Genomic DNA, 11,750 nt, shown 5'->3' on the forward strand with positions numbered 1-11,750 from the left:
TGACGTCATTCTGAACTTTTTCAGAATCTATATTAAAGATCCCGAAACAAGTTCTGGATAACAATATTTATTAAAAAGCGGCGATTTTTAATCTTCACAAAAATTCAAATTCAAGGTATATTATTAGGATAATTAGGGAAAGAATCGGTAAAATTTTTTCTTTGATTTCCATATATGTATATTTATTAATTGGGAGCAAGTATGACATATTCTTATTTTCCAGGTTGTACGCTGAAAAACAAGGCTCTTGACCTTGATATTTATGCGCGTAAATCTGCGGAAGCATTAGGATTCACACTTGAAGAAATTCCTGAATGGCAGTGCTGTGGTGGTGAATACCCTATGGCAAAAGATGAAATCGCTTCTAAACTTTCATCTGTTCGTGCTTTGGCAAATGCACGTGATTCAGGACATGACTTGGTTACTCTCTGTTCTGCATGTTACAACGTTCTTAAGCAGGTTAATAACGATGTTGCAACAGACGAGAATGTAGCATTCAAGGTGAATAATTACCTCAAGCAGGATGAAATTGAGTATCATGGTGAAGCTAAAGTAGTTCACTATCTCGAAATTCTGCGTGATGTTGTAGGCTGGGACAAAGTAAAGGCTGCTGTTAAAAAGCCTTTCACCGGTAAAAAAATCGGTGCTTATTACGGATGTCTTCTTCTTCGCCCGGGAAAAGTTCTTCAGTTAGACGATCCTGAAAACCCACAGATTATCGAGGACTTTATTAAAGCCATCGGTGGTACTCCAGTTATCTATGGACAGAGAAACGAGTGCTGTGGTGCTTACACAATGTTCGAAGATGAATCAATTCCTAAGAACAGAACTAAGAAAATCCTTTCTAATGCAGAAGATATGGGTGCTGACTTCCTTGTTACATCTTGTCCACTCTGCCGCTATAACCTTATCAAGAACAAAGGTGATTCAAAGCTCGATGTAATTTACTTCACAGAGCTCCTTGCAGAAGCACTTGGCTTGAAGGAGGAAAAGTAATGGAAAACAACGAACTTGCAAAAGAAATCATCCTTTTGAAAAGCGGCGTAAATCCTAAGAAATGTATGGTCTGCGGAAAGTGTTCTGCTACCTGCCCTAACTACGATGCTATGGAATATCATCCACATCAGTTTGTACAGATGGTAGAAAACGGAGACCTCGAGCCTCTTTTGAATTCTAAATCAATCTATGCATGTCTTTCATGTTTTGCCTGCCTCGAGCGTTGTCCACGCCAGGTAGAACCAGCTAAACTGATTGACGGTGTACGTCAGTATGTTGAAGGTCAGCGCGGTCCTCACCGTCTTGATCCTGTTCAGGTTCCAGAGCATCTGGATGATGATATGCCTCAGCAGGCTATCGTTAGTGCTTTCAGAAAGTACAAGAAATAAGGAGTGACATAGAAAATGGAAAGAATTGGTGTATTTGTATGTCACTGTGGTACTAACATTGCCGGAACAGTTGACGTAGAAAAAGTAGCAGAAGAACTTGGAAAAGTAGATGGAGTTGTTTACTCAACACACTACACTTACATGTGTTCATCTGCCGGTCAGCAAATGATTGAAGACCATATCAAGAATGACAAGCTTACTGGTGTTGTTCTTTGTTCATGTTCTCCACGTATGCACGAAAAGACATTCCGTTCATGCGCAGAACGTGCTGGTCTTAACCCATTCAAAGTTGAAGTAGCAAATATCCGTGAACAGACATCATGGGTAATGAAAGATATGGAGCAGGCTACTGAAAAGGCTATTGCTCTTGGTAAAGCTGCAATTGCAAAGACAATCCTTGACACACCTCTTATCGCAGGTGAAACTCCAATGACAAAGCGTGCTTTGGTAATTGGTGGTGGTATTGCCGGAATTACAGCTGCCCTCGACATCGCAGATGCAGGTTTCCCTGTAGATATCGTAGAAAAAGACTACACTGTCGGCGGTAAGATGGCTAAACTCGATAAGACCTTCCCTACTTTGGACTGTGCTTCTTGTATCGTAACACCAAAAATGACAGAAGTAAGCCAGAATCCAAACATCCGCATTCTTTCAGCTTCTGAAGTTTGCAGAGTAAGCGGATATATCGGAAACTTCGAAATCGATATTAAACGTCACCCACGCTATGTTGATGAAACAAAGTGTACAGGTTGTGGTGCTTGTATCGAAAAGTGTCCAAACAAAAAGGTTCCAAACAGCTTTAACCTTGGTTTGAATAACCGCAAAGCAATCGATATTCCTTTTGCTCAGGCTGTTCCAAAGGTTGCAAACATCGACGCAAATTACTGTCTCCACATGAAGGGTCTTGCAAACGGCAAAGACAATGTTTGTGGATTCTGTGAAAAAGCTTGTGCCGCTGGTGCTATCAAGTTTGACCAGAAAGAAGAAATCATTACAGAGAAGTATGGTGCAATCATTGTAGCAACAGGTTACAATCCTATTTCTCTTGAAAAATTTGATGAATACGCTTACAACCAGAGCCCGGACGTTGTATCTTCTCTTGAGTTTGAACGTCTCTGTAACGCTTCTGGTCCTACAAACGGTCACCTTCTTCGCCCTTCAGACGGAAAAGAGCCAAAAACTATCGTATTCGTTCAGTGTGTTGGTTCGCGCTGTTCAGCTGATTCTACAAAGGGTCACGAGTACTGCTCAAAGATCTGTTGTATGTACACTGCAAAGCACGCAATCCTTACACGCGACCACTATCCTGATACAAACTGTTATGTATTCTATATTGACGTTCGTACTCCAGGTAAACTCTTTGATGAATTCTACCGCCGTGCCGTTGAACAGTATGGTGTACACTACATCAAAGGTCAGGTAGGAAAAGTTACTCCACAGAGTGATGGAACTCTTGATGTTCAGGGAAGCGATTTGATTTTGAACAAGCAGGTTCATATCAAAGCTGATATGGTTGTACTTGCAGCATCTATCGAAGCAGACAAATCTGCCCGCCCACTTGCAACTATGCTTACAACTTCTATGGACAACAACGACTTCTTCCTCGAAGCTCACGCAAAACTCCGTCCTGTTGAAAGCCCGACTGCAGGTATCTTCCTTGCAGGATGCTGTCAGGGACCAAAAGATATTCCTGAAACTGTTGCTCAGTCTTCTGGTGCTGCTGCAAAGGCAATCTGCCTGCTCGTAAAAGACAAGCTCAAGAACGACCCTTGTACAGCTCAGCCTGATGAAAATGCATGTAACGGTTGTGGACAGTGTGTTAACGTTTGTCCTTACGGAGCTATTTCTTATGTTGATAAGGATTTCCGTGGTCCAAACAGAACTACAATTACACGCCACGTATCTCAGGTAAACAGCGCAATGTGTCACGGTTGTGGTGCTTGTACAGTTGCATGTCCTTCTGGCGCTATGGATCTTAAGGGATTCAGCAACAAACAAATCTTGGCGGAGGTTGATTCAGTTCTCTAATAACTGAAGAAATGAACTATGAGTGAAAATAAAAACTGGACGCCAAAGATTGTAGCATTCTGCTGTAACTGGTGTTCTTATGCAGGTGCCGACCTGGCTGGTAACAACCGTCTCGAGTATCCTGGAAATGTAAAGATTATTCGTATCCCATGTTCCTGCCGCTTGAATCCGCTCTTTATTTTGCGTGCATTCCAGCGCGGAGCAGACGGAGTTATTTTGTGTGGATGTCACCCTGGTGACTGTCACTACTCTACCGGAAACTACTTTGCACGCCGCCGTATGACTCTTCTTTTCTCTATGCTCGATTACCTTGGAATTGAGAAAGGTCGTACACGCGTTGAATGGTGTTCTGCTGCCGAAGGTGTACGCTTTGCCGGAATTATGAATGATTTCGTAAAGCAGATTACTGAGCTTGGCGAATGTAAAAAGCTGGAGGATGTAAGATGCAAGACAAATTAATCGCACGTGCAAAAGAACTTCTTGCAGAAGGCAAAGTTCAGAAAGTAGTTGGCTGGAAAAAAGGTCTTTTTGAAGATGATATCACTCCTGCAGTTTTCTCAAGTGCAGAAGAACTCGATAAAGACTTTGTATTCAACAAATACTGTGCTGCTAACCTTTCAAAATATCTTGTAGGAATTACAAGAAAAATTGAAATCGCTAAAAGCACAACAAGAATGAATAATACAATGGCAAAACAGCGTGATCCAAACGCTCAGGATGCCCCAATTCCACAGGAACGTGTTCTTGTTTTCCTTAAGCCGAATGATACTTACTCATTCACACAGCTTTTGAAAGAAAACCGCATTACACGCGACGACGTTTATGCTATCGGAGTTCCATGTCAGGACACTCTCGACGGTGGTGACGTTTGCGAAACCTGTAAGAATAAAAAGCCTGTTTCATGCGACGAGCTTATCGGAGTTGAAGCAGACGTTACTCCTGTTGAATCTACACGCATGGCAGAAGTTGCAAAGATTGAAGCAATGACTGCAGACGAACGCGATGCATTCTGGAAGAATGAGTTTTCCCGCTGTCTCCGCTGTAACGCATGCCGCGACATCTGTCCTGCATGTACCTGCGAAAAATGTGTATTCGACAACAACAAACTGTACACTTCTCAGAAAGTTGCACAGACTAATTTTGAAGAAAGCCTCTTCCATATTATCCGCGCATGGCACGTTGCCGGCCGCTGTACAGACTGTGGTGAATGTTCACGCGTTTGTCCACAGAACATCCCATTGTATCTCTTGAACCGCAAGTTCATTAAAGATATCAACGAGATTTACGGCGACTATCAGGCTGGAGCAGATATGGAATCTAAACCGGCTATGCTTACATTTAATGCCGAAGGCGACCCTGAAACAACTATCGTTTGGGACCGCTCTCACGATAAGGAGGCTGAATAATGTTATCTATTACAGCTGATAAAATTGATTCATTGTTTGAGCTCATCGGCACAAAGCAGCCTCTGTACCTGCCGGTAGACAACAATACTGGCAAAGCAGACTTCAAAAAGTGGGAAAAAGGCGTAAAGCTTTCTTCTAACTTGAAGACAGTCCGCTCTGCTAAAGACTTCTTCTTCCCTAAGACTGAACACATGGTTAGCTACACAATGAAGGGAAAAGAAATCACAATGGAAGACCCACGCAAGGAACTCGAAGACTTTGTAGTTTTCGGTGTACGTCCTTGTGATGCAGTTGGATTTACAGTAATCGACAATGTTTACCTTAATATGAACCCGGTTGATTCTTACTACAAGAACCGCCGCGATCATGGAACAGTAATTACACTCGCATGTAACGAACCTGCTAAAACTTGTTTCTGTTCAACTTACGGAATTGACGCAAGTCTTGATACAGACAAGAACGGTTCTAAAGGCGATGTAAGCTGCTGGCTTGCTGACGGAAAATATTTCTTTGAAGCAAACACAGATAAAGGTAATAAGTTTGTAGAAGTTGCTAAGTCAGCACTTGCTGATGCAGATGCTGCTGCTGTTGCCGCTGCTAAAAAAGATATTAAAGACAAGACAGAAAAACTTCCTTTTGCTCATCTTGATCTTTCAAAATTCCAGGGCAAAGACATGCTCAAGATCTTCAACTCAAAGATTTGGGATAAAGTTTCTGAAGCTTGTCTTGGATGCGGAACCTGTACTTATGTTTGCCCTACCTGTATGTGTTTTGACGTTCGCGACTTTGACACAGGAACAGAAAAGGGAATCCGCCAGATCCGCTGCTGGGACTCTTGTATGTACAACGACTTTACTCAAATGGCTGCAGAAAACCCTCGTCACACACAGAAGGAAAGAAGCCGCCAGCGCTTTATGCACAAGCTTATGTACTATCCAATGGCACACGAAGGCTTGTTCAGCTGCGTAGGCTGTGGTCGCTGTCTTGAAAGCTGCCCTGTAAATATGAACATCGTAAAAGTTATCAAAGCTGTTCAGGAAACAGATGATATTGGAGGAGATAAATAATGGAACAGAACGAATCATTTATCCCTTACATCGGAAAAATTATTGACATCAAGCAGGAAACTCCTGACGTTAAAACTTTCAGCGTAGTAGGACTTGATGGAAAGAAATTGTTCAACCATATCCCGGGACAGTGCGCAATGCTCATCGTTCCTGGTGTTGGTGAATCAATGATTTCTATTACATCTTCACCTACTCTCGAATCTCACATGGAATTCTCAATCAAAAAATGCGGTTGTGTAACTGAATGGCTTCACAACGCAGAAGTTGGTCAGCAGATTTGTCTCCGCGGACCAGTTGGAAACGGATTCCCTGTAGAAGGCGCTCTTAAAGGAAAAGATATTCTCGTAATTGCCGGAGGTATTGGTATTGCTCCTGTACACTCTGTAGTAAATTATATGATGGATCACCGCGAAAACTACGGTAAGATTCAGGTAATTTACGGTGCACGCTCAAAGGCAGACCTTGTTCGCCTTGATGAAATGCAGAATGTATGGATGAAACAGCCAAACTGCTCTATCGATATCACAATCGACCGTGCAGAAGAAGGCTGGGATGGTCACGTTGGATTCGTACCACCATTCATCACAGAGCTTAAACCGGATGCCGGCATGACAGTAATCATGTGTGGACCTCCAATCCTTATCCACATGTCGTTGAAAATCCTTAAGGACCTTGGTTTCAAGGACGAACAGATTTTCACAACTATGGAAATGCGCATGAAGTGCGGTATCGGTAAATGTGGACGCTGTAATATTGGTGACAAGTTCGTATGTAAAGACGGTCCAGTATTCAGCTTTGACCAGCTCGGTGAATTACCACCAGAGTATTAATTTATAGGAGCAAAAAATGGCTGAAAAGAAAACTGAAAAAGAAATGGCAACAATTTATATTTTTGGTAAAAAATATGATGTTCCAGCTGAACTTACCATTATGAACGCAATGGAATATGCTGGATATCAGCTCAAGCGCGGTTGCGGATGCCGTAACGGTTTCTGCGGTGCTTGTGCTACAATCTATCGTATTAAGGGACAGAATCAGCTTCAGACTTGTCTGGCATGTTCTAAGAAGGTTGAAAACGATATGTATATCGCTACTCTTCCATTCTTCCCACTCGTAAAGCAGATTTACGATATTAATAAGATTAAAACTGAGCAGCAGATTATGATGCAGCTTTACCCAGAGATTTACTCTTGTGTAGGTTGTAATGCTTGTACACGTGCCTGTCCTCAGAACCTGCAGACAATGCAGTATATCGCTTACGCACAGCGCGGTGACTTTGCAAAGTGTGCAGACCTCTCATTCGACTGTGTAATGTGTGGCTGCTGTTCTTCACGCTGTCCAGCTGGAATCTCTCACCCACAGGTTGCAGAGCTTGCTCGCCGTATCAACGGTAAGTACATCCAGCCTGAATGTCAGCACCTCATTGACCGTGTTAAGGAAATCGATGAAGGTAAATGCGAAGCTGAAATCAAGAAGCTTGTAAAGATGTGTACAGGTAATATTGATCAGATTAAGAATCTGTATAACACACGCGAAATTGAAAAATAAGGAAGGAGACGAATATGTACGGAAATTACCTTGACGATGCTGCGAAAATCGTAGCTGAAAAACGCGAAGAAAACCTTAAATTTGAACATGCTCGTCTTACAGCAGAACAGAAAGACGATCTTCTCTTGAAGTTCCACCCAGACCGCATTAAGAAACAGTTCACAGAACTTAAGATTGGTCCTAACAAGGGACAGCAGGCTCCTATCGAGCTCGCAGAAATGCTTCAGGCAAAACCACGCCTTGAGCCAGAAAAGATTGATCTTAACCACATTGACTATGAGTCAGACGTACTCGTAATTGGTGGTGGTGGAGCTGGTACATCAGCTGCAATCATGGCTTCTGAAGCTGGAGCAAAAGTACTTCTCGTAACAAAGCTCCGTGTTGGTGATGCTAACACAATGATGGCAGAAGGTGGAATCCAGGCTGCAGATAAGCCAAATGACTCACCTGCTCAGCACTTCCTCGACGCTTTTGGTGGCGGTCACTTTGACGGAAAACCAGAACTGGTATATACACTCGTAAACAAGGCTCCATCTGTAATCAAATGGTTGAACGACCTTGGTGTTGAATTCGACAAGATGCCAGACGGAACTATGGTAACAACTCATGGTGGTGGAACAAGCCGCAAGCGTATGCATGCATGTAAGGACTACTCTGGTGCTGAAATCATGCGAACGCTGCGCGATGAAACTTTCAACCGCGCAGACAAGATTACAGTTGTAGACTTTACAGCTGCTATCGAAATCATCAAAAATGACAAGGGCGAAGCTTGTGGTGCAGTTCTTATGAACATTGAAACTGGAGAAATCCGCATTGCTAAGGCTAAGGTTGTAATCATTGCAACTGGTGGAGCTGGACGTATGCACTATCAGGGCTTCCCAACTTCTAACCACTACGGTGCTACAGCAGACGGTCTTGTAATTGCATACCGCGCTGGTGCAAAACTCCTCTATCAGGATTCTTTGCAGTATCACCCAACTGGAGCTGCTTACCCAACTCAGATTCTTGGTAAACTTGTAACAGAAAAGGTTCGCTCTCTTGGAGCAAAACTTATCAATAAAGACGGTGAAGTTTACATTCACCCACTTGAAACACGCGACGTAAACGCTTCTGGTATTATCCGCGAAGTTCGTGAAGGCCGTGGTGTTCATAATGACGTACAGGATGCTGTATGGCTTGATACTCCAATGATCGAAATGATCCACGGAGAAGGAACAATCCTTAAGTCAATTCCTGCTATGTACAACATGTTCATTAAGTACGGAATCGATATCCGTAAGGAACCAATTCTTGTTTACCCTACACTCCACTATCAGAATGGTGGTGTTGAAATTGACAAGACTTGCCACACTAACGTTGCTAACCTTCTCGTAGCTGGTGAAGCTTCTGGTGGTGTTCACGGTACAAACCGCCTGATGGGTAACTCACTCCTCGACGTAGTTGTATTCGGACGCGAAGCTGGTATTGAAGCTGGAAAGATGTTCAAGAAGATTAAGCTTTCTGACAAACTCAGCCTCCAGCACGTAAAGGATTTCGAAAAGGAACGTGCAGCTGCAAAGATTAAGGGCAGCGCAGTTTCTCCAAAGATACTCCCAACTTACCATCACGGTAACCCAGAGTTCGACAAAGAAATCCCTGGAGCTACACTCTAATTAAAATTAACTCCTTGGTTGCTTTGATTTCACTAAGCGAACAAGGATTTATTTAATAAAACGTCATTGTAAGGAATTGTATTTTTACCTTACAATGACGTTTTTTATTCTTCCCATTTAGAAAAATCACATTCATGATAATTTAAATGATAATGTTCACTATTCCGTGCTTTCTTAAAACTAAATTTATCACCAACACGGCACTTAACATCTCGACGACATATAGGAATACACCAGGTAACAAGATCATTAATGTTTACATATTCATGAATTACAATACAGCTTTTCTTAACACTATAAAATGGATTATACCAGCATTTTACATCTCCCCAGGTTGTAAGTTCATCAATTTTCTTCTGCTTTTTAGTTCTTATCTCAAAGTGTCTGGCGGTAATTTTTGCCATAGCACTACCAATACTCCAGCCCCATATTACAACTTTATAATCAGGATGCAGTTCAATCTGTTTGAAGAATTCATCAATTGGAATATTATTTGCTGACTTATAGACTTTAGCATAACCATAAGTTGTCCAGACTATTTTATTATCAAGCTTTAAAGGCCATGGTAAAAACAGATAGTTATTCCTCCAGTCTTCATCACTATCACTTTCTTCAAACTGAATAATTACTTCTTTTGTATCATCATTTACCATTATTTTATAATCTAAATCTTCACCTACAACTTCATAATCACGTGTTTTTTTAAGAAGATAAAACTTTCTTTGTTCAGTAGTCATACTTTCAGATTCTTTAAGAATTCCAGCCCAACGAATTGCCTCTTCTTCTTCAGGTGTGAGTTTTGGTGTTTCAGGTTCTTCTTCTTTTATTTCAATTTCAATAACAGGCGGTGCAATCTCTATTTCTGCAACAGTTTCTTCTTCAATTTTTTCAGTATCCTGCAGTTGATTTGTTGTCTTACAGGATATAAATGCAAGTGATACAAATATAATTATAATAGTACAGAATTCTCTCATATAAATATTATAACACCTAAATCTCAAATTTTCACGTAACTTGCAACACCTTTTACATATCAATATAATAGAAGATAGAGGTATAACAATGGTTCTTTTTGGTGGAATCTTATCAATTAAGACAATCAGTTTTTTAGTATTCTGTGTATTCGTAATCGCTGGATTAGGATACCTGCTTGGTAGAATCACTATTAAAGGTGTTTCTTTGGGAACTGCGGGAGTATTCATCGTAGCTCTTCTTTTTGGTGCATTCCTTTACAATCCGTTAGCTGCTCAGCTTAAGGTTGGTGGTGCTACTTATGTTTCAAACGCTCTTAAGATTGTAGAAAATCTTGGTTTGATTCTGTTTGTAACTTCAGTTGGTTTTATTGCCGGTCCAAGTTTCTTTGGTGATTTGAAGAAGAACTTCAAGTCTTACATTCTGCTTGGTGTAATCATCATTTTGATTGGCGGTCTTTCATGTGCCGGTTGTATTGTATTTGATAACAAAGTATTCGGACGCGACCTCGAAGAAGTTTCTGCTATGCTCGTAGGTCTTCTTTCTGGATCTCTTACTTCTACTCCAGCTTTCTCTGCTGCTAAGGCAACAGTAACAAGTGATGATCTTGAAGCAATCGTTGCTGTAGGTCATGGAATTGCTTACCTCTTTGGTGTAGTTGGTGTAGTTCTTTTTGTACAGCTTGTTCCAAAGTTTGTAAAAGCAGATATGGATACAGAACGCGCTAAACTTTCTGAGTCTGCTCCAGAAGCTCCTTCAAAACTCACAGGTTCAGAACTTGAACTTGATGTTTTCGGTTTCTGTGCATTCTCTCTCGTAGCTGTTCTTGGTGTATTCTTTGGTTCTTTCAAGTTTGGTAACTTCTCTCTTACAACTACTGGTGGATGTCTCATTCTTTCTTTGATTTTCGGTCACTTCCAGAAGATTGGAAAAGTAAGCATTATGCCACAGGAAGCAACTCTTAAGGTATTCCGCGAGCTTGGTCTTATGCTCTTTTTGATTGGTGCCGGTGTTGCAGGTGGTGCTTCATTCGTTAAGTACTTTGAATGGGTATACTTCATCTACGGAATTATCATGACACTTCTTCCAATGATTATTGGATTCTTCTTCGCTAAGTTCGTTCTTAAGTTAAACCTCTTGAACAACCTTGGTTCAATCTGTGGTGGTATGACTTCTACTCCAGCTCTTGGAACATTAATTTCAACAGCAGGAACAGAAAAGGTAGCAGGTGCTTACGCTTCTACTTACCCTATCGCTCTTGTAGCAGTTGTACTTGTTTCACAGTTCTTAATCATCCTGTTCCGTTAAAAAAAAGATTCCCGGGTCAAGCCCGGGAATGACATACGTCATTGCAATACGCAATGTTATAAACTGTCACCCCGAACTTATGATATGTACCCCCTTTTCTGGACAAACAGAAAGGGGGTATTTTTATGCATCAACATTACTCGTATGAGTACAAAAGACACTGCGTTGAAATGTACAAACAAGGGTTTTGGGAAGAAACTCCAGAACATTTCAAAGATCCGCAAGATTTCCATAAGATGATTCGAAGATGGAAAAAGATAGAAGATGCCAATGGACCAGAGGCATTAAAAATCAAAACAAAGAAAAAGAAATGGAGAGCTTCAGAACGCTATGAACTTGTAGCACAAGTTCTTGCTGGTAATTCAATAAAAGAAGTTTCATGTA

General features: G+C 41.4%; 12 protein-coding genes. 11 read left to right on the plus strand and 1 reads right to left on the minus strand.

From position 1 onward, the window contains the following. The first annotated feature begins 201 nt into the window (after positions 1–201). From BMY21_RS13705 to BMY21_RS13745, 9 genes are read left to right on the plus strand one after another with little or no spacing between them, the layout of a single operon-like run. Complete coding sequence (locus BMY21_RS13705) at positions 202–996, plus strand: CoB--CoM heterodisulfide reductase iron-sulfur subunit B family protein (protein WP_074645118.1); 795 nt, start codon at positions 202–204, stop codon at positions 994–996. Beyond that, entirely contained in the window at positions 996–1,385 is a 390-nt protein-coding gene (locus tag BMY21_RS13710; RefSeq protein WP_074645120.1) for a 4Fe-4S dicluster domain-containing protein, read from the plus strand. Before BMY21_RS13705 ends, BMY21_RS13710 begins: the two co-directional genes overlap by 1 nt. Positions 1,386–1,400: 15 nt before the next feature. Continuing rightward, positions 1,401–3,413 (plus strand): CoB--CoM heterodisulfide reductase iron-sulfur subunit A family protein, encoded by a 2,013-nt coding sequence (locus BMY21_RS13715; protein ID WP_074645121.1) that lies wholly within the window; start codon positions 1,401–1,403, stop codon positions 3,411–3,413. 18 nt (positions 3,414–3,431) lie between these two features. Further along, a complete protein-coding gene (locus BMY21_RS13720; protein WP_074645123.1) occupies positions 3,432–3,872 on the plus strand; it encodes a hydrogenase iron-sulfur subunit in 441 nt (146 codons plus the stop codon). Beyond that, positions 3,857–4,819, plus strand: coding sequence for a 4Fe-4S dicluster domain-containing protein (locus BMY21_RS13725; protein ID WP_074645125.1), 963 nt, complete (start codon positions 3,857–3,859; stop codon positions 4,817–4,819). The genes BMY21_RS13720 and BMY21_RS13725 overlap by 16 nt, the downstream gene beginning before the upstream one ends. After that, positions 4,819–5,886 (plus strand): 4Fe-4S dicluster domain-containing protein, encoded by a 1,068-nt coding sequence (locus BMY21_RS13730; RefSeq protein WP_074645126.1) that lies wholly within the window; start codon positions 4,819–4,821, stop codon positions 5,884–5,886. The genes BMY21_RS13725 and BMY21_RS13730 overlap by 1 nt, the downstream gene beginning before the upstream one ends. Then, on the plus strand, positions 5,886–6,716 hold the full coding sequence (locus BMY21_RS13735; protein WP_074645128.1) for an FAD/NAD(P)-binding protein: 831 nt from the start codon (positions 5,886–5,888) through the stop codon (positions 6,714–6,716). The genes BMY21_RS13730 and BMY21_RS13735 overlap by 1 nt, the downstream gene beginning before the upstream one ends. Positions 6,717–6,732: 16 nt before the next feature. Then, complete coding sequence (locus BMY21_RS13740; protein WP_074645130.1) at positions 6,733–7,434, plus strand: 4Fe-4S dicluster domain-containing protein; 702 nt, start codon at positions 6,733–6,735, stop codon at positions 7,432–7,434. A 14-nt stretch (positions 7,435–7,448) separates the two neighbouring features. Then, the gene (locus tag BMY21_RS13745) at positions 7,449–9,086 is read left to right on the plus strand and encodes an FAD-dependent oxidoreductase (RefSeq protein WP_074645132.1); all 1,638 of its coding nucleotides are present in this window, start codon (positions 7,449–7,451) and stop codon (positions 9,084–9,086) included. Between the two features lie 104 nt (positions 9,087–9,190). Here BMY21_RS13745 and BMY21_RS13750 read toward each other — a convergent pair whose 3' ends face one another. Beyond that, positions 9,191–10,060 carry a lipase family protein gene (locus BMY21_RS13750; protein ID WP_074645134.1) on the minus strand — a complete coding sequence of 290 codons (870 nt, stop codon included), beginning with the start codon at positions 10,058–10,060 and terminating at the stop codon, positions 9,191–9,193. 88 nt (positions 10,061–10,148) lie between these two features. Between BMY21_RS13750 and BMY21_RS13755 the strand changes: the two genes are divergently transcribed. Both BMY21_RS13755 and BMY21_RS13760 read left to right on the plus strand, forming a co-directional pair. Further along, the gene (locus BMY21_RS13755; protein ID WP_074645136.1) at positions 10,149–11,366 is read left to right on the plus strand and encodes an aspartate-alanine antiporter-like transporter; all 1,218 of its coding nucleotides are present in this window, start codon (positions 10,149–10,151) and stop codon (positions 11,364–11,366) included. 125 nt (positions 11,367–11,491) lie between these two features. Then, the coding region (locus BMY21_RS13760) for a hypothetical protein (protein WP_439895609.1) at positions 11,492–11,750 on the plus strand (259 nt) is incomplete at its 3' end.

The organism is Treponema bryantii, from assembly GCF_900111035.1.
GTDB classification, from domain to species: Bacteria; Spirochaetota; Spirochaetia; order Treponematales; family Treponemataceae; genus Treponema_D; species Treponema_D bryantii_C.

What these genes read in the sequence shown, in the direction of transcription:
- BMY21_RS13705 (WP_074645118.1), top strand. Translation starts at nt 202, where the DNA reads ATGACATATTCTTATTTTCCAGGTTGTACGCTGAAAAACAAGGCTCTT.
- BMY21_RS13710 (WP_074645120.1), top strand. Translation starts at nt 996, where the DNA reads ATGGAAAACAACGAACTTGCAAAAGAAATCATCCTTTTGAAAAGCGGC.
- BMY21_RS13715 (WP_074645121.1), top strand. Translation starts at nt 1,401, where the DNA reads ATGGAAAGAATTGGTGTATTTGTATGTCACTGTGGTACTAACATTGCC.
- BMY21_RS13720 (WP_074645123.1), top strand. Translation starts at nt 3,432, where the DNA reads ATGAGTGAAAATAAAAACTGGACGCCAAAGATTGTAGCATTCTGCTGT.
- BMY21_RS13725 (WP_074645125.1), top strand. Translation starts at nt 3,857, where the DNA reads ATGCAAGACAAATTAATCGCACGTGCAAAAGAACTTCTTGCAGAAGGC.
- BMY21_RS13730 (WP_074645126.1), top strand. Translation starts at nt 4,819, where the DNA reads ATGTTATCTATTACAGCTGATAAAATTGATTCATTGTTTGAGCTCATC.
- BMY21_RS13735 (WP_074645128.1), top strand. Translation starts at nt 5,886, where the DNA reads ATGGAACAGAACGAATCATTTATCCCTTACATCGGAAAAATTATTGAC.
- BMY21_RS13740 (WP_074645130.1), top strand. Translation starts at nt 6,733, where the DNA reads ATGGCTGAAAAGAAAACTGAAAAAGAAATGGCAACAATTTATATTTTT.
- BMY21_RS13745 (WP_074645132.1), top strand. Translation starts at nt 7,449, where the DNA reads ATGTACGGAAATTACCTTGACGATGCTGCGAAAATCGTAGCTGAAAAA.
- BMY21_RS13750 (WP_074645134.1), bottom strand. Translation starts at nt 10,060, where the DNA reads ATGAGAGAATTCTGTACTATTATAATTATATTTGTATCACTTGCATTT.
- BMY21_RS13755 (WP_074645136.1), top strand. Translation starts at nt 10,149, where the DNA reads ATGGTTCTTTTTGGTGGAATCTTATCAATTAAGACAATCAGTTTTTTA.